Genomic DNA, 16,045 nt, shown 5'->3' with positions numbered 1-16,045 from the left:
CCGAACGGGCCGACGTTAGTCCGGAATCTCCATCTGGAATCCACACTCGTCGCAGTGCAGGACCCTGGTGCTGAGGTAGACCTCCAGCTCCGGATCCACGGTCTGGCCGGTGGCGTCGACCATGAGGACGTGTTGCTTACCGGCTCCCGTGTGCATGGGAACTCCGCAGTGGAGGTGATGGTTGCCGAACTGGAGCAGGCCGGGCGGATTCGTGGACCCGTGCAGGACATCCGCAACGTCGGCAACTGTTGCTGCATGGGCAAGGAAGGAGCCGCATTTTTCGCAGTTGTAGCCCACCTCCACCAGTCCGGAGGCGGGGTCGTGATGGGCGCCTATGGTGTCCACTGAGAGGTGCTGGCTGCTACCGCAAAGGTGGCATTGCGGGGTTCGCATGGGCGCTGCGGCGGGAAGGGGAAAGTGTTCTGGCTGGGCAGACATGATGGACCCTGGTGGGTAAGAGAGAGTGGATACCTTTGGGCACAAGTACTAAATTCTCCGCTTCGAGCCTACGGTTGGCGGGGCAGTGTGGCAAGCGCCACTGATTCTCCAACTGGGACTTGCCAAGCAAACACTAAGCATGCTTATTGTATTGGTGTTCCTTAAAGCCGGCGGGTTGAATCCACTCCCCGTTCCGGCGTACGGAAATTGTGCCTGGTGATGCAGCCCGCTTGGCAATCCACAGTAAGAGAACCGCATTCCAAGGAGACATCATGCTCGCGAGGGAAAACATTGACCGTTTGATGGGGCTCAACGGAAACGTCCGCACCACCGAAGGTGACAAGGTCGGCTCCATTGGCACGTTCTACACCGACGATGACACGGGTGAACCCACATGGGTGACCGTCAAGACCGGTCTTTTCGGCAGTTCGGAATCGTTCATTCCGCTGCAGGACGCCACCGTGGAAGGTGACGACGTGGTGGTTCCCTTCAGCAAGGACCACATCAAGGACGCTCCACGTGTTGCCGAAGACGGGCACCTGGATCCGGGTGAGGAGAGCCGCCTGTACAACCACTACGGACTGGAGGGCAGGGATGGCTTCAGTGGCCACGGTGATTACGCCGGCACCACTACCGGCACCACTGTTGGAACGGCAGGAACCACCGGCACCAGGGACACCGTGGACAGGGACGCCAGCTACGGCCGGGACACTGACACCCACCGCGGCGACGACGCGATGACCCGTTCGGAAGAACAGTTGAACGTGGGCACCGAAAGGCAAGCCACGGGCAGGGCGCGCCTGCGCAAGTACATCACCACGGAGAATGTCACCACCACGGTGCCCGTGGAGCGCGAGGAAGTCCGCTTGGAGCGCGAGCCCATCACGGACGCCAACGCCGGTGACGCCATGTCCGGCCCTGATCTCACCGAGAGCGAGCACGAGGTCACCCTCCACGAGGAACGGCCCGTCGTGGAGAAGGAAACCGTTCCTGTTGAGCGGGTACGCCTCGAAAAGGACACGGTCCGCGACGACGTCCGGGTAGACGAGGAAGTCCGTAAGGAACGAATCGAAACCGAAGGCACCGGCAGGGACGAAACCCGCCGTTAATCGCTGGTTGTGAGGCCCGCTCTGCGCCCCAAAAACTCGGGTAAGCACGCAGAGCGGGCCTCACACGCCGCAGTTTTAGCTATCGCTGGCGAACTCGCAATGGGACCATTGAAGTATGGGCGAACAACAGAACGTGCAGCCCGCCGCGCCTTTGGGTGCAGCGTACGAGGACCGGGGAGACCCCACCACACAGCAGATGCGGACCGTTGGCCAGCGTCGGCGCGAAGCCGAGCGCAAGCTTGATCTTCACCTCGAAGAAGCCCGCCACAAGGGCGAACCCTCAGCTACCGAAGGCGAGGATCATTCCGAAGCGTAGAGCCGGTGGCCCGCTCCGGATGCTTGGGCTTGTGGAGCGGGGTGTCACTGCTGTGGGCTTCGCCTTGGTGGAGTTGCAAGGCGCTGTGAATCAGCGGGAAATGGCTGAAGGCTTGGGGAGTGTTGCCCAAGTGCCTCTGCGTCCGCGGATCCCATTCCTCGCTGAGCAGGCCAACATCATTCCGCAGGCTCAGCAGCCGCTCGAAAAGCTGCGTTGCCTCATCAGCCCGGCCAATACCCAAGAGGGCATCGACCAGCCAGAATGAGCATGCCAGGAACACTCCTTCGTCGCCAGGGAGTCCGTCATGCCCGGACTGGGTGCGGTACCGGAGGACCAGTCCGCCGTCGGTGAGTCCTTTCTGGATGGCATCGACAGTCCCCGTAACCCGCGGATGCCGGTGCGGCAGGAAGCCGACCCTTGGAATCAGGAGCAGGCTCGCGTCCAGTTCCTTGCTGCCGTAGGACTGCACAAAGCTGTTGAGGTGCTGGTCAAAGCCGTTGGTCATGACGTCATTGTGGATTTCGCTGCGGAGGGCGGCCCACCTGTCGGCAGGCCCCGGCAAGCCTGATGTTCGGACGGCTTTGACCATTCGGTCCGCAGCCACCCACGCCATCACCTTGGAATGGGTGAAATGCTGCCTCGGACCGCGCATCTCCCACAGGCCGTTATCCGGCTGGTCCCAGGCACCTTCCAGGAACTCCATCAAGGCCACCTGGATATCCCAGGAGCTATCCACTGCGCCGTCAGGAGAAGCCGCCCTGGTCAGTGAAAGTCCGTCCAGAACCTCGCCCCACACATCCAGTTGCAGCTGCGGAGCGGCCGCGTTTCCGGTGCGGACCGGCAGGGAACCTTCATAACCAGACAACCAAGGGATGTCTGCCTCCGGAAGTCTCCTGGCGCCGTCGAGCCCGTAAACAATCTGAAGCTCCGAGGGGTCGCCGGCGATAGCGCGCAGCAACCAGTCGCGCCAGGCGGCGGCTTCCTCCGTGTAGCCGGCGGCGAGCAATGATTGCAGGGTCAAGGTGGCGTCACGCAACCAGCAATACCGGTAATCCCAATTCCGGGGCCCGCCTATTTGCTCGGGCAGGGAGGTAGTTGCGGCGGCCACAATGCCGCCTGTCGGTGCATATGTGAGGGCTTTGAGGGTGATCAGGGACCGCTCCACCGGTTCCTTGTACTTGCCGGTCATCTCACTGCGGGCGATCCATTCCAGCCAAAACGATTCCGTGGCCTCCAGGGCGTGCAGCGGATTGATCCGGCGTGGCGCGCGTTCATGGCTTGGCGCCCAGCGCAGCACGAAGGGAACGCGCTCGCCCGCGCGAACGGTAAATTCGCTGACGGTTCGCTTGTCCCGGCCTTCCAGGGGAGCAAGGGTGGTGAGGTAGGCCGAGTCGGGGCCGGCCACCGCGCTGATGCCGTGCTCGCTATGCCGGACCCACGGCACCACCCGGCCGTAATCAAAGCGCAGGACCAGTTCCATCTGCATCGTGACCTCGCCGGACACGCCCTCCACGATCCGCACCAGATCCACGGCGTCGTCGCGCACCGGCATGAAGTCGATGACCCGAACGGAACCGCCGTCCACGTCCCACTCCGTTTCCAGGACGAGGGTGTCCTCGCGGTATTGGCGTCGGGTGCAGTTGCCGCCGTCGGGAGTGCCGGCCGGCGCCAGAAGCCAGCGGCCGGCGTCGGGGGTGTGCAGCAGCGCGGCGAAGCAGGCGGGGGAGTCGAAGCGCGGCAGGCACATCCAGTCGATCGAACCGCTGCGCCCCACCAGGGCAGCCGTGTTCAGGTCACCGATAATCGCATAGTCCTCGATCCTGGCCATGAACACAGCTCCCTCACTCGGCGTCGTCAGCTATGCCTGACCGTACCGCGTTGGCCTGAGTGCCTCCAATGAGACTCGCGCCTCCACCCCAAAGGCGCTTATTCTTCTCCGGCTTTCAGGCGGTCGAGGCCGTCCAGGACCAGGTCCAGGCCGAACTCGGAACTCGTCGCCAAAGTCGTAGCCGGGTTTGAGGACATGCTCGACGGCGATCTCCACCATGCGCGGATACTCACCGGTGGCGAAGCGCTCCATGATGGGGTTGGTGATCTCGGCTGTGGTGTCCCTCCCCTCGAACGGGAGCGCTTCTTCCTGGAGGGCGAAGCCGTAGATGTAGCTGTCCAGCAGGGCATAGGCGTGGGCCGTCAATTGGATGGAGCCTGAGAGGAGGGCGGGTCCTGGACGGGCAGCCTGGACCGCCAGTTCCGGGCTGTGGCGCTTTCCCCGTTCATCCGCCAGCGGCTCACCATGATCGTGGGCACCCAAACCGCCGGGGACCTGGAATACCTCGCAGGTCTCCTGGAAGCGGGAACCATCAGCCCCGCAATAGACCGCAGCTATCCGCTGGCCCAGGTCCCGGAAGCCATGCGATATTTCGACGCCGGTAAAGCCCGGGGCAAGGTGGTCATCACCGTCAGCTAGATTCCCAGCCCAAGCTCCTCGATGACCCCGGCCACGCGCGCCCTCTGCTCAGGGCTGAGTCCTTGGATGGGAAGCGGCAGGCTCTTGGCGGGGCCCAGTCCCAGCTGTTCAGCGACCGCGGCGACCACCCTCAAGCTGCCGCCGAACTCAGCGAAGAGTCGCCACAAGGGTTCAAGACGCTCCGTCTCTGCCGCAGCTTCCGTGTGTTGTCCGCTGAGGGCGGCCTGCGTGATGCGTTGGGCGATGCCCGGCAACGTTCCTCCGACCACCGAATACCAGGCATCGCATCCGGCGCTCAAACCGGCAGCGGCGTTGGAGTCTCCTGAGATGCCGATACTCACATGGTCAGGCACCAGCGATCGGATCTCCTGCACCCGTTTCTTCAGTACCTGGCGGTCCGGGCTGCCAGGGATCTTGATGGAGGCAATCCGGGGAAGCTGGGCGATGCGGCCGTACAGCCCGGCGCTGAAGGTGAAATGGGTCGTGGCGGGATTGTCGTAAACGATCACGGGGAGGGAAGAGCGGGCGGTGACGGTGCGAAACAGTTCGAACACGTCCTCCTCGGTGAGCGGCTGGTAGGTCATCGGCGCCAGCAATACCCCGGAGGCCCCGGCCTCTTCGGCTGCCTCGACGTTTGCCAGGACGTGCGAGGTACGGAGAGCCCCCACTCCCACGAAGACCGGGACGTTCCCGGCGTGCTGAACGGCGAGGTGGGCTGTCCGGCGTCGTTCTTCTTTTGTCAGGTAGGCGTATGAACCGGTGGATCCCAACGCTGTGATGGAGTCCACGCGGGCATCCCGCAGGCGTTCGATCAAGCCAACGTAAGAGTCTTCGTCCAGTGAGTCGTTGGAGAGCGGCGTCAACGGGAAGGCGCTCAATCCTTTGAACATGCCCGGTCCGGTGAACACGTCAGGCCTCGTTTCGTGGAGCCGCGGGCAGGGTCTGGGGAAGTGGAGGTTCCAGGCCGGGCACGGGCTCTGCAGAGATCGGCTTCCTCTCCCCGCCGCGCTGCGCAGCGGCGCCCGCGACCACCACCAGCGTGATGCCAAGGAACTGAATGATGGACGGTTGTTGATGCAGCACGAGCAACCCAAGGAGCACGCCGAAAGCCGGCTCCAAGGACATCAGCGTGCCAAAAGCGGTGGACGTCATGCGCCGCAAAGCCATCATTTCCAGGATGAAGGGGAGTACCGGCATCAGCACTGCGACTCCAAGGGCGGCCAGCAGGACCTCCAGGCTGAGGTGTCCTGCAGCCTGTGGGACACCCACGATTGCGGCCGTAACGGCAGCCACCGGGACGGTGAGCGAAAGTGCTCCCGTTCCCGTGAAGCGATCACCGATCCGTTGGGTCAGCAGGATGTAGGCACCCCAACCAACGGCCGCGATGGCTGCGAACATCACGCCAAGGGCATCGATCTCGCCATGCCAGGGTTCTGTCAGCAGGACGACGCCGGCCAGAGCCAACGCTGGCCAAGCCAGGGCCTTGCGGTTGTGGCTTCGGATTGCTGCCACCGTGAGTGGTCCAAGGAACTCGATGGCCACCGTTGTCCCCAGCGGAATGCGCTCGATCGCGGCCAGGAACATGATGGTCATGAGGCCGGTGGCGACGCCCAGGCCCAGGAGGGGGAGGACATCGGGCTTGCGGACCGAGCGGATCGGCGGGCGGGCGATGGCCAGGAAGATGATGGCGCCCATGCTCAATCGCAGCCACGCCGTGCCGGCCGGACCCACTTGGCCAATGAGATCCACGGAAAACGCGGAACTCAACTGGACCGAAATCATGGCTGCGACTGCAAGGCCCCACGGTGGTACAAGGATGCGTTGAGGAGTTTTCACGAGCCGGCCTCCTGGAGGTGTCCTGAGCCCACACCCGGCTCAAACACTGCCAGGGAGAAGCGGGACGGTTCGGCGCCCGGGTTGGCGTAGGAATGGGCGACGTCGCCCGGGAAGGTCATGGAGTCGCCAACCTCGAGGGTGGTCACCTGCCCGCCGACCTCCACGGCCACGGTGCCTTGGAGGACCTGCAGGAGTTCCTTGGTTCCGGCGGCGTGGGCTTCGCTGCCGTGCTGGTCTCCCGGAGCCAAGGTCCAGTCCCAAAGTTCCACCACATCCGGAGATTCGGTGCCGGCCACCAGGATTCCGCGTCCACCCCGGGCGCTGGTCCATAGGGTTGCGCCTTCGCCGCTGCGGGTGACCTTGATCGGCTTGGGGCGAGGGGATTCAACCAGTGCGGGAAGCCCAACGCCCAGGGCGTCGCTGATGCGCAGCAGTGTCCCGACGCTGGGATTCGCCGCTCCCTGCTCCACGTTGATGATCATTCGACGGCTCACGCCAGCGGCTTCTGCCAACTGGTCAAGGGTCCATCCGCGGTTTTGGCGCTCTTGCTTCACCCGGGCGCCAATGGCCACGGAAAGAGTGCTGGTGCTTTCATCCATAAAGTGCATCATACTGCACTTGGAGTGCACTTTCGCAACGAAGGCGAGAAGTACCCTAGCCCGGGGCTCCCGTCGCGTGCTACCACTGAGCCTAGGAAACAAACCCCTGAGGAGACGCTGTGGCCGAAGACCTGCCTGTCCTTGTTGTTGGCGCCACAGGGTTCCTTGGCGGCCAAGTGGTGGACGAGCTCCTCAAGCGCGGAAAGAAAGTGCGCGCCTTGGTGAGGCCCAAGTCCAACGCCACCAAGCTTGAGGCCAAAGGCGTGGAGATTGCTCGCGGAGACATGTTGGACGCCGGCTCTTTGATCACCGCCATGACCGGAGTTTCCGCCGTCATATCGACGGCGGCGGGCTATACGCGGAACGACAAGAACGCCAATGCAATCGACACCTCCGGCAACAGCAACCTGGCTGTCGCTGCCAAGCACGCCGGAGTGCCCCGCTTTGTGCTGATCAGCATCCTCACCAGCAACCAAACTCCGCAGATTCCGCATTTCTGGAACAAGAAGCTGGCCGAGGACAAATTCGAGGAACTCGGCGTCCCCTTTGTGGCCCTCCGCCCCGGGGCTTTCTTTGACCAGGCGGTAGGTATGGGTGGCGATCCTTTCGCCAAAGGGCGCTTTGTCTGGCTCGGCTCCAAAGATGCCCGCCTGACGTTTGTGCTGGCCAGCGATGTCGCCAGGTACCTTGCTGAGGCGGTCGATGCGAACATTGTTGAGGGAGAGCGCATCGACATTGGCTGGAGCCGGCCCTTGAGTATCCATGAAGCGGCCGAAATCGCCGGACGCCGGGCCGGCAAACAGATCAAGGTGATGTCCGTACCCGCCGGCGCCATCGCGGGACTCGGTAAGGTGACTGCGAAAATCCTTCCGTTGGTGGGCGATATGGCAAGCATGGTGGCGTGGTTCGAGACGGGAAGGTACGTCGCGGACACCACCCGCCAAGAGCAGGTTTTCGGCCCGGCGCCAACTCCCGAAGATGCCATCGGCCGGGTCGCCACCCGTTACGGTCACTGACAAGCGCGCCGGGTAAATGTTGGCCCGGAGCATGGAACGTAAGTATCCTGATGATACAGATTCGGCCGTGGACCCTGACTGCGCCGAAAAAACCTGAGGAGCACGTTATGAGAATTGGTTCTTCCATCGCACTGATTGCCATCGGAGCTATTCTGGCTTTCGCGCTCGCCCCCGGAATCATCCCCTTCCTCGATCAGGTCCTGGTGGGCTACATCCTGATGGTGGTCGGCGTCATCGGACTCATCATTTCCATCGCCATGTCCAACCGGACCCGCCGCACAGTTGTTGAGCGCCGCGGCGATCCCCACACGGTTGTCGAGCGGCGCCCCGAGGTCTAGCAGCCGCACCATACAAAAGAAGCGGACGACGGCGAGTACTCGCCGTCGTGCGCTTCTTGCATGTGCTGAGGTGCAACTAGGCGGATGCCCCCTGGCTGGGATGGCCTGCGGAGGTGGTGCCGCTCCATGCCGGTGCTTGGAAATGTGCGCCGCCAAACATCGGGAAGGCCAACACACCTTCCTGGTCCCGGAGCTGGGCCCATGGACGGTTGATGCCATGCGTTCCATAGCGGCGGAGTTGGGTGACACGGTCCAGATCCAGCACGGCGAACATGACCTCTTCTCCGCCCCGGGCCTGCTGCAGGATGGTGCCCTCGGGGTCGACAATGACGCTTTCGCCCACTCCGGAAGGGGACGCGCCGTTGACATTCACCACGTACACCTGGTTGGCGAAGGCGTTGGCTTGGGACATGACTATCTCCATGGCCCTGTCCCGGGTGGTGGTGAGCGTGGGCTGGATGATGACCTCGGCACCGAGCCAAGCCAGTTGGCGGGCAACCTCAGGGAAGCTGCCGTCGAAGCAGATGGCCAGGCCAATGCGTCCACAGCCTGGGATGTCGAACGTGACGAAGGAATCGCCGGGTGTGGTGCTTTCGAACGGCCGCCATGGAAAGAGTTTCCGGTAGCGGGCAACAATCTCGCCTTGGGGGGAGACGGCGATGGCGGTGTTGTACGTGTTTCCGTTCTCCGTTTCCAGCAGCGAGCCCGGCACCAGCCACACGTTCAGCCTGCGTGCCAACGCGGAGATTCGGTGTGTGAGCGGGCTGGGGATGGGCGCAGCGGAGCGGGTTTCGCCCTCCGGATCAGGAAGCAGGAACTCCCCTGGAGCGGAAAGAAGCAGTTCCGGAACCACGATCACATCCACATCAGGCCCCAGCTTCTTGGCTGATTCGGCCTGAGTTTCGAACCGTGCCCACGTGGCCTCGAGGTCGTGGGGGACAGGTTTGGTCTGGATTGCTGCGATGGACAGAATGCGCATTTAGGCCTCGGTTTCGTTGTTGAGAATTGATGAAAGTTCATGGCGGGTAGTGACATTTCCGCGGGGGATGGTTTCGCCGGAGAAGAAGCGTCGCAGTTTGGTCCTCAGGATGGCGGTGACCAGCAGACCTGCGGCCAGTGCGCCGATGCCGATCCAGAACACCGCGCCGATGCCCAGCCAGGACTTACCCGCATACTCGGGAGACAGCATGTCCACGGCGCTGTAAGTGAACGCTCCGATCATGAGGAGTGCCCCCAGCCCGGGAAGGATGCCTTTCAGGAGCAGGGCGGAAGCTGAGCTGCGCATCAGGGGGAGGAAGTACAGCACCGAGGCCAACGCGGTAGCGGCGTAGTAGGCCGCGATCATGAGGCCGACGGACAGGATGGCCAGCCCTATGAAATCTGCGCTGATGGCCGTCAGTCCCAAAGTTATGGCGATGGTGATAAGCGCCCACCAAGCTATGGAGGTAGTTGGCGTTCCCCGCCTGGGATGCATCTTCGTCGTCGCCTTGGGGAGGGCGCCGTACGTGCCCATACTGAGCCAGGTTCGTGGCGTGCTGACAGCTACTGTCAAAAGTGCTGCCAACGCGGACAGGCCCACTGCGAGGACGATGACCTGGCCAAACACGTCACCCGTCGCCTGCGGACCGAGGACCGAGAGGACATCGGAGACGGTTTCGGGATCGGTGATGCTCACAGTTCCGGCGAATCCGACGGCGGCCGTAGCCGTCATCACGTAGAAGAACAGCAGGATGACTGTGGTGATAACTACAGCGGTGCCGGGTGTACCCTTCCTGTCCGTCGTTTCCTCATTCACAGCTATCAGGGCGTCCCATCCCCAGTAGATGAACAGGCAGAGGATGACGCCGGAGACCAGCCCGGACATGTCGCCGGATGCAAAGGGGTTGAACCACTCCAGACCCGGTTTTTCTGCTCCTTCTCCGGAGTTGCCCGTGGCCATGGCTGCGAAACCTGCGACGCAAAATCCACCGAGGGCCACCAGTTGAAGCCCTATCAACGCGTACTGTACCCATGCGGAGAGTTCGATTCCCCTCGCCGCAATCCATGCACTCAGGACGATCAGCCCGCATGCAATGGCAGCTACGGCGAGGGGTTGTGCGGCGATCGCCGCCAGACCGAAGAAGGTCAACAGATACGTGGTAGCGACTTGAGCCACGGCAGCGCCTGCTATGAAGGTGGCCATCTGCGGTACCCAGCCGCCAAGGAACCACCCGGCCGTCGGTCCAAAAGCGCGGGTAATCCAGACGAAAACGCCGCCACAATCGGGCATTTCCTTGTTGAGGTCCCTGAATGCCAGGGCGGTAAAGAGGATGGGAACAAAACCCAGCAGGAACGCTGCGGGAGTGCTCGCTCCAACGGCCAGGACCACAAAGCCGAGTGTCACGGCCAAGCTGTAGGCGGGTGCTACCGCTGCCAGGCCGAGGGCGACGGTGGGGCCGATGCCGATGGAGCCGGCCTTCAGGCCTTTGGCTGTCACTTCAATGACTGCCGCAGTCTTTGCTGCGTTTCCCGGCGTCGGGTCACTCGTGAGTGGGGTGGGGGAAGGCGGATGTGACACGGAGACTCCTCGTTGAATCAGTTATTCGCATCGAAAATTTGAATTGCATTCAAATTTGAATGCAATTCAATACCGGTCTAGAGTCAAAGTCAACAGAAATCTCCAAGAGTCCACGGGAGGCGGCAGTGGCCAAGGTAGACAAGAAGGAACTCCGGCGGCGAGAGATAGTGGCGGCAGCTCAGGCCGTCGCAGCCCGCGACGGCGCTGAAGGGGCCACTCTCCGCGCCATTGCCGCCGAAGCCGGCATGGCCGCCAACGCCGTGCTCTACTACTTCGGCAGCCATGCCGAAATTATCGCGGCCGCTGTTCAGGCATCCTCCGAAAGGTTGCTGGAGAAACTCGCCGAAGCCGTCCATCCGGACATGACTCCGACGGCGAGGCTCGCGGCCGTCATCAGCGCCGGCACTACTGCCGGGCTGGATGATGACGTCTCCCGGATTCTCTACGAGTACTGGCCCCATATGCTCCGCGACGCCGGGCAGCGCCGAATCCAGGAGGAGCTCACCAGCGCCCAGGAAAGTGTCTATCGGGACATCATCGACGCCGGAACCCGCTCCGGCGATTTCTCTCCCCTATTGGACCCGGCAAAGATCGCCCGCACCCTTGTTGCCCAGGAAGATGGGCTTGTCATGGATGTGCTGGCCGGAAGTGCCGGCAGCGAGTACGTGCTTGATCTGATGGGCAGCCTTGCGGATGCTCTTTTGGGTCTGCCGGCAGGGACCCTGCTGAAGTTCATTGCTGCCCGGAGCGCGCCATTGCCTGCTAAATAACGGCATAGGCTGCTGCCATGGAGAAGTCATTCGACATTGAACCGGTCAATCAAAACGAGTACGTGGTGCGTTGGGCATCGGAGGGGCAAACCGGGGAATCCCTGGTCCATACCAACCCGGATTTCCTTGCCGAGGTTGGCTTGGATGCTTTCGACGAGCAGCGTGTGGTTGAGGAAACCACTGCCTATCTGGCCGAGCATCAGCCAGTGATCGACTTCCCTCAGACGGTTGATTTGGAGGAGATTGCGGCCGCCTACAGCGACTACGCGGAGCAGTTGAAGGCGCGGCTCGAAGCACGCTAGCCGGGAGGCTCAAAGCAGCCAGCAAGCCGAGCGGCACAGCATCAGCAACCACCTCCGTCAGCGCGCACCTTGGGCGATGCGTCCCTATTGAATAGCCTGATGATTTTGCCAATGAAGAGCGCCGAGCCTGTGCCTCCGCGGACGGGCAGGAGCGTTACGTTTACTACATGGTGACTTTGCAGACGGTGGCGGAGCGGGCCGGTGTCTCGGCCGCGGTAGTTTCCGCAGCGGTCTCCGGTAGTAATCGGTCAGGATGAGCCCTCCCACCAGGAAGCGGGTGGAGGAAGCGATCCGTGAAGTGGGGTACGTCAGCAATCACGCAGCGAAGGCTCTGAAAACGTCACGAACCGGGTTGGTGGCGACCATTACGCCCAGCCTTTCGAACCCCGTGTCGACGAGGCGCTACGTGGTGTGCAGGATGCTGGTCCGATTCCATGCGGCAGCTGAGGAGACCATTAGTATTTTCCAGCAGAGGGGAAGCCGGCGGCTCAGGCCTCGACGTCGGCCGTGATGCGCTCGCCGTTGAAGTACTCCAACTGCCAGCCATCGGTGACGTGGTGATGGGCCAGGTTCAACACCGCGTTCTGCACACTGTCCAAGGTGCGTCCGATGGCACGGCTCAGGGTCAGCCTGATCAAGGTTCCGTGTGCCACCACCAGGACGCGCTTGCCGGCGAACTCCCCGGCCAGTTCTTCCAAAGCAGCGATGCCACGATCAGCGGCGGCTTCGTCTGATTCGCCTCCACGGAAGCCTCCCGGAATGCGGAGTGCCTCCAACTCGGGACCTGCCTGAAGTCCTTCGGCCGGACCAAAGCTGCGCTCAGTGAGCTCGGGAACCAACCGGGCAACCTTTAGTCCCAGTCCGTCGGCGATGATCCCGGCAGTTTCGGCGGCACGGCTCAGGGGCGAGGACACTACGGTGTCCCATTGCTGTCCCGACAGGAAGGCGACGGCGTCGCGCGCCTGGCCACGGCCGACGTCGTTAAGCGGGATGTCAGTGGACCCCTGCAACCGGCGCTCCGCGTTCCAATCGGTCTGGCCATGGCGGACGAGGGCGAAAGTTGTGAGGGTCATGCTTTCCATTGTGCCCTGCGAGCCTGCCGGACCGCAGTTCCGTACGTCACGTAGGGAAGCGCCCGACGGCGGGGTCGCCGTCGGGCGCTTGCTGCGGTTAGTACCGCGTTGCCTGGCCGCCGCCGGACACAGCCTGTTCCGTTTTGTACACTGTGCGCCCGCCCACCACAGTTTGAATAACCTTCGCTTCCAGGAGGGAGGCGGGACTTTCAGCGGCGAGCACATCGGTGTCCAGGACTACGAAGTCGGCGTACAGGCCCGCAGCAAGCCGACCGATCTGGTTCTCGGCCCCGCACGTCCACGCTGAATCACGGGTTGCATGTTCGATCGATTCGGCGAGGGGAAGCGCGAAGGCCGGGACGTTGGTTCCGGCGGATGGGTCCAAGGCCGAAGCGCGGGTGGCGGCCACGTACATGTTGGGCAACGGGGCGTGCGGGGAAGTGGGGGAGTCAGTGCCGAAGACCAGCCGTGCTCCGGCCTGAGTAATCCACGGCCACGGGAAGCCGCGTTCCACACGATCGTCCCCCAGTTTGGCTGCCCAGTTCTCGCTGATGGCGGGATCGGCGTGGACCGGCTGCATACTGGCGGTGATTCCCAACGCGGCGAGGCGATCGACGTCGGCCCTGTCCACCAACTCGAGATGCTCGATCCGGTGGCGGCGTTCGCGGGGGCCGTTCTCCGCCACGGCGTGTTCCACGGCCCCGATGGCGATCCGCACCGATTCGTCGCCGATGGCGTGCATGGCAACTTTCAAACCGGCGGCATCGGCAGCGGCAACCACGGGCGCGAGTTCCTTGAGGCTCCAGATCGGTTCCGCATTCGAACCATCGGCGTACGGCATCCCAAGGGTGGCCGTGCAGCCGTCGATGGTGCCGTCAATGATGACTTTGATGCCCACCACACGCAGGAAAGGCGATTCATGCTCGACGGCGAGCGCAGCCGCCCGCTGGACCTGGGCGATGTTTTCCTCCGCCGATCCCGCATTGTTGACGCGCCAATAGGCGATGAGCCGGCTGGTCAGTGTGCCGTCTTTGTCGGCACGTTCAAAAGCTTCGAGGTCTGTCTCGTTGAAGCCCATGTCGCACGCCGTGGTCACTCCGGTCTCACGGTAGGCCTGCTGGACTGCGGCGATGCTGGCTTCGTGCTCGTCTTTGCCTACCTGGGCGTCGAGGTAGGGGAGCACCATGTCGTAGAAGGCGTTCTCGTCGATGTAGCCGGTGGCGTGGCCTCGTGCGTCGCGCTTGATGGTGCCGCCGTGTGGATCCTTGGTTAGGTCATCGATGCCCAGTTCAGCCAGTGCCGCCGTGTTTACCCACACTGAGTGGAAGTCGTAGGCGAAGGCGTAGACCGGTTTTTCCCGGACTGCGGCATCAAGCATTCCTGCATCAGGTACGCCGCCCGGAATTGCGCCATGGAGCCAGCCGGTAGCAAGGATCCGGTCGGCATCCGGGCGTTCTGCGGCTCTTGCCTTGATGCGTTGTTGGATCTCTTCCACTGATTTTGCGCCCCATAGGCTGACCTGCCCCAAGGCTTCTCCGGTGCCTACTACATGGGCATGGCCATCGACGAAGCCGGGGACAACCAGACTGCCCTCAAGGTCAATTTTCTCGGCCTCCGGGCGAAGGCGTTCGGCAGTTTGGGCGTCCCCGACGTAGAGGATGCGTTCGCCCTGAACGAGCAGGGCCTCGGCCCAGCGCCTGGTATCGGAGGTGAAGATGCGGGCGTTGGTGTAGAGCTGGGTGGTCATGCTGGGGCTCCTTGGGTAACGGGGGTCTGGCTGGTGCCGCGGCGTAACGCCGGGCTCAGGGAGATGTATACGACGGCGGTGACGATCACGGAGGCGGGCACCGAAAGGTCCACGGGGCCCATGGCGGCTGCGAGGGGACCCGTCCATGCCGAGTTGCTGAGGAAGAGTGAGGCCACAACCGCGCCGAGGGTAACGGCAACTAAGCCGGGGATGTTCCAGCCTCCGCTGTACCAGAAGGGGCTGCCTGGCTTCTCGTTGAAGAGGTCTTGGCCGCTGTAGCGGTTGCGTCGAAGGATGACGTCCATGGCGAAGATGCTCATGGTCGGGCCCGAGATGAGGACCAGGAGTTGCAGCATCAGGTTTACGGCATCCAGGAGGCTTGTGGACATGACGAGGTAGATGGTCAGCGCTGTGCCGATCGCTCCCACCACCACGGCGGACGGGATGCGGCGGATCGGGATGCCGATGGACTGGAAAGCCATGCTCGCCGTGTACGTGGTCATGCCGTTGAGCGAGATGGTGTTGATGATGACGCCCACTACGAAGATGGGTCCGAGCCATGCCGGGAGGAGGGCGAGGAGTGCTGATTCGATTCCAAGATCCATCGCTGCTGCGTCAATTCCGGTAGCGAGCAGTGCACCTACCGATGTGAAGAACATGCCGGGCAGGGCGCCGCCGAGGGCCGTGGCCGCGATGATGTGTGAACGCTTGGTGGATGAGGGGAGGTAGCGGGCCATGTCCGGGCTGTTGGAGTAGGACAGGGGAGAGGAGGCCAGGATGGTAAAACCAATGGTCATTGCAGCCCACAGCGGCGCACCTTCCAAAGGCGTCGGCGCGGCGTAGCCCCACTGCACGTGGGGCAGGACGAATGCAGTGACCAGCAGGAAGATGCCCAGCAATACCGAGGCCACAATGGGGTAGCTGCGCAGAATCAGGCTGTGCCCGTACACCGCTACCAGAACAGTGATCGCGGCAACCACAATGGTGATGGACACCGGAACCAGGACAGGATCCGTGAAACCAAGCTGCGACAGGAGCTCAGCGCCCATGAACGAGGACGCGAGCCAGTTCAGGGCAAGGAAGACAGCGGAAATGAACCATCCGTAGAAAGCCACCACAATCTTGTTGCCGCGGATTCCGTAGATTGCGCGGGTGATGACGGATCCTGACGTTCCGGCAGCCGGGCCGCTGGTGGCTACGATTCCGGTGAGGATCCACGGGATGTTGCCGGCGAGGATGACTGCGAAGGCCTGCCAGAGTTCCATGCCGAGGAGGATCAGGGAGGCGCCCACAGTGAAGTTGAGGATGCTGACATTGGGGGCCGCCCAAACGGGGAAGAGGTCCCTTGCGCGGCCGTGCCGTTCGGAGGCTTCGATGAGTTCTATTCCGCGGGTTTCGGGGTGGGCAAGGGGTTCCGGATAGCTGACCGCATCAGTTATATGGGGGTGGGACAACGCTGTTCCTCTCGGGCAAGGAC

At 62.9% G+C, this 16,045-nt stretch carries 18 protein-coding genes; 7 read left to right on the top strand and 11 right to left on the bottom strand.

Annotated features, from left to right (window positions below):
- Nucleotides 1-15 precede the first annotated feature (15 nt).
- Nucleotides 16-438, bottom strand: a complete 423-nt coding sequence (locus tag ACLRGI_RS13235) for a hypothetical protein (RefSeq protein ID WP_419202105.1) — start codon at nucleotides 436-438, stop codon at nucleotides 16-18.
- Between the two features lie 272 nt (nucleotides 439-710).
- On the opposite strand from ACLRGI_RS13235, the gene ACLRGI_RS13230 reads away from it, so the two are divergent.
- Together ACLRGI_RS13230 and ACLRGI_RS13225 are read left to right on the top strand one after the other, a co-directional pair.
- On the top strand, nucleotides 711-1,547 hold the full coding sequence (locus ACLRGI_RS13230; RefSeq protein WP_419202104.1) for a DUF2382 domain-containing protein: 837 nt from the start codon (nucleotides 711-713) through the stop codon (nucleotides 1,545-1,547).
- 115 nt (nucleotides 1,548-1,662) lie between these two features.
- Nucleotides 1,663-1,863 (top strand): hypothetical protein, encoded by a 201-nt coding sequence (locus ACLRGI_RS13225; protein ID WP_419202103.1) that lies wholly within the window; start codon nucleotides 1,663-1,665, stop codon nucleotides 1,861-1,863.
- Here ACLRGI_RS13225 and ACLRGI_RS13220 read toward each other — a convergent pair.
- Both ACLRGI_RS13220 and ACLRGI_RS13215 read right to left on the bottom strand, forming a co-directional pair.
- Nucleotides 1,832-3,691: a glycoside hydrolase family 15 protein gene (locus tag ACLRGI_RS13220; protein ID WP_419202102.1), complete on the bottom strand. Its 1,860-nt coding sequence runs from the start codon at nucleotides 3,689-3,691 to the stop codon at nucleotides 1,832-1,834. The two genes, ACLRGI_RS13225 and ACLRGI_RS13220, sit on opposite strands and share 32 nt — an antisense overlap.
- A 30-nt stretch (nucleotides 3,692-3,721) precedes the next feature.
- Nucleotides 3,722-4,174, bottom strand: a complete 453-nt coding sequence (locus ACLRGI_RS13215) for a hypothetical protein (protein ID WP_419202101.1) — start codon at nucleotides 4,172-4,174, stop codon at nucleotides 3,722-3,724.
- Here ACLRGI_RS13215 and ACLRGI_RS13210 point away from each other — a divergent pair.
- Nucleotides 4,163-4,330, top strand: coding sequence for a zinc-binding dehydrogenase (locus ACLRGI_RS13210; RefSeq protein ID WP_419202100.1), 168 nt, complete (start codon nucleotides 4,163-4,165; stop codon nucleotides 4,328-4,330). The two genes, ACLRGI_RS13215 and ACLRGI_RS13210, sit on opposite strands and share 12 nt — an antisense overlap.
- Here ACLRGI_RS13210 and ACLRGI_RS13205 read toward each other — a convergent pair.
- The 3 genes from ACLRGI_RS13205 to ACLRGI_RS13195 are packed head-to-tail and all read right to left on the bottom strand — an operon-like array spanning nucleotide 4,327 to nucleotide 6,765.
- A complete protein-coding gene (locus tag ACLRGI_RS13205; RefSeq protein WP_419202099.1) occupies nucleotides 4,327-5,220 on the bottom strand; it encodes a dihydrodipicolinate synthase family protein in 894 nt (297 codons plus the stop codon). The two genes, ACLRGI_RS13210 and ACLRGI_RS13205, sit on opposite strands and share 4 nt — an antisense overlap.
- A 19-nt stretch (nucleotides 5,221-5,239) precedes the next feature.
- Nucleotides 5,240-6,166 carry an EamA family transporter gene (locus ACLRGI_RS13200; protein WP_419202098.1) on the bottom strand — a complete coding sequence of 309 codons (927 nt, stop codon included), beginning with the start codon at nucleotides 6,164-6,166 and terminating at the stop codon, nucleotides 5,240-5,242.
- Nucleotides 6,163-6,765, bottom strand: coding sequence for a helix-turn-helix domain-containing protein (locus ACLRGI_RS13195; protein ID WP_419202097.1), 603 nt, complete (start codon nucleotides 6,763-6,765; stop codon nucleotides 6,163-6,165). Before ACLRGI_RS13195 ends, ACLRGI_RS13200 begins: the two co-directional genes overlap by 4 nt.
- A 119-nt stretch (nucleotides 6,766-6,884) precedes the next feature.
- Between ACLRGI_RS13195 and ACLRGI_RS13190 the strand changes: the two genes are divergently transcribed.
- Together ACLRGI_RS13190 and ACLRGI_RS13185 are read left to right on the top strand one after the other, a co-directional pair.
- Complete coding sequence (locus ACLRGI_RS13190; protein ID WP_419202096.1) at nucleotides 6,885-7,781, top strand: SDR family oxidoreductase; 897 nt, start codon at nucleotides 6,885-6,887, stop codon at nucleotides 7,779-7,781.
- Nucleotides 7,782-7,888: 107 nt separating this feature from the next.
- Nucleotides 7,889-8,119 (top strand): DUF6458 family protein, encoded by a 231-nt coding sequence (locus ACLRGI_RS13185; protein WP_172326563.1) that lies wholly within the window; start codon nucleotides 7,889-7,891, stop codon nucleotides 8,117-8,119.
- Between the two features lie 76 nt (nucleotides 8,120-8,195).
- Here ACLRGI_RS13185 and ACLRGI_RS13180 read toward each other — a convergent pair whose 3' ends face one another.
- Both ACLRGI_RS13180 and ACLRGI_RS13175 read right to left on the bottom strand, forming a co-directional pair.
- Nucleotides 8,196-9,098, bottom strand: a complete 903-nt coding sequence (locus tag ACLRGI_RS13180; RefSeq protein ID WP_419202095.1) for a carbon-nitrogen hydrolase family protein — start codon at nucleotides 9,096-9,098, stop codon at nucleotides 8,196-8,198.
- Nucleotides 9,099-10,676, bottom strand: a complete 1,578-nt coding sequence (locus ACLRGI_RS13175; protein WP_419202094.1) for an APC family permease — start codon at nucleotides 10,674-10,676, stop codon at nucleotides 9,099-9,101.
- A gap of 125 nt (nucleotides 10,677-10,801) precedes the next feature.
- On the opposite strand from ACLRGI_RS13175, the gene ACLRGI_RS13170 reads away from it, so the two are divergent.
- Entirely contained in the window at nucleotides 10,802-11,446 is a 645-nt protein-coding gene (locus ACLRGI_RS13170) for a TetR family transcriptional regulator (protein WP_419202093.1), read from the top strand.
- Nucleotides 11,447-11,463: 17 nt separating this feature from the next.
- Nucleotides 11,464-11,748, top strand: coding sequence for a hypothetical protein (locus ACLRGI_RS13165; protein ID WP_419202092.1), 285 nt, complete (start codon nucleotides 11,464-11,466; stop codon nucleotides 11,746-11,748).
- 488 nt (nucleotides 11,749-12,236) lie between these two features.
- Here ACLRGI_RS13165 and ACLRGI_RS13160 read toward each other — a convergent pair whose 3' ends face one another.
- The 3 genes from ACLRGI_RS13160 to ACLRGI_RS13150 form a co-directional block, all read right to left on the bottom strand.
- Nucleotides 12,237-12,830, bottom strand: coding sequence for a histidine phosphatase family protein (locus ACLRGI_RS13160; protein ID WP_419202091.1), 594 nt, complete (start codon nucleotides 12,828-12,830; stop codon nucleotides 12,237-12,239).
- Between the two features lie 88 nt (nucleotides 12,831-12,918).
- Nucleotides 12,919-14,568 (bottom strand): amidohydrolase, encoded by a 1,650-nt coding sequence (locus ACLRGI_RS13155; RefSeq protein WP_419202090.1) that lies wholly within the window; start codon nucleotides 14,566-14,568, stop codon nucleotides 12,919-12,921.
- Entirely contained in the window at nucleotides 14,565-16,022 is a 1,458-nt protein-coding gene (locus tag ACLRGI_RS13150) for a purine-cytosine permease family protein (RefSeq protein ID WP_419202089.1), read from the bottom strand. Before ACLRGI_RS13150 ends, ACLRGI_RS13155 begins: the two co-directional genes overlap by 4 nt.
- Between the last annotated feature and the right edge of the window lie 23 nt (nucleotides 16,023-16,045).

Source organism: Paenarthrobacter sp. PPS72 (genome assembly GCF_048537125.1).
GTDB lineage: Bacteria > Actinomycetota > Actinomycetes > Actinomycetales > Micrococcaceae > Arthrobacter > Arthrobacter nitroguajacolicus_E.
The sequence above is the reverse complement of the archived record's forward strand: the minus strand, read 5'-3'. Positions and strand labels throughout refer to the sequence as shown.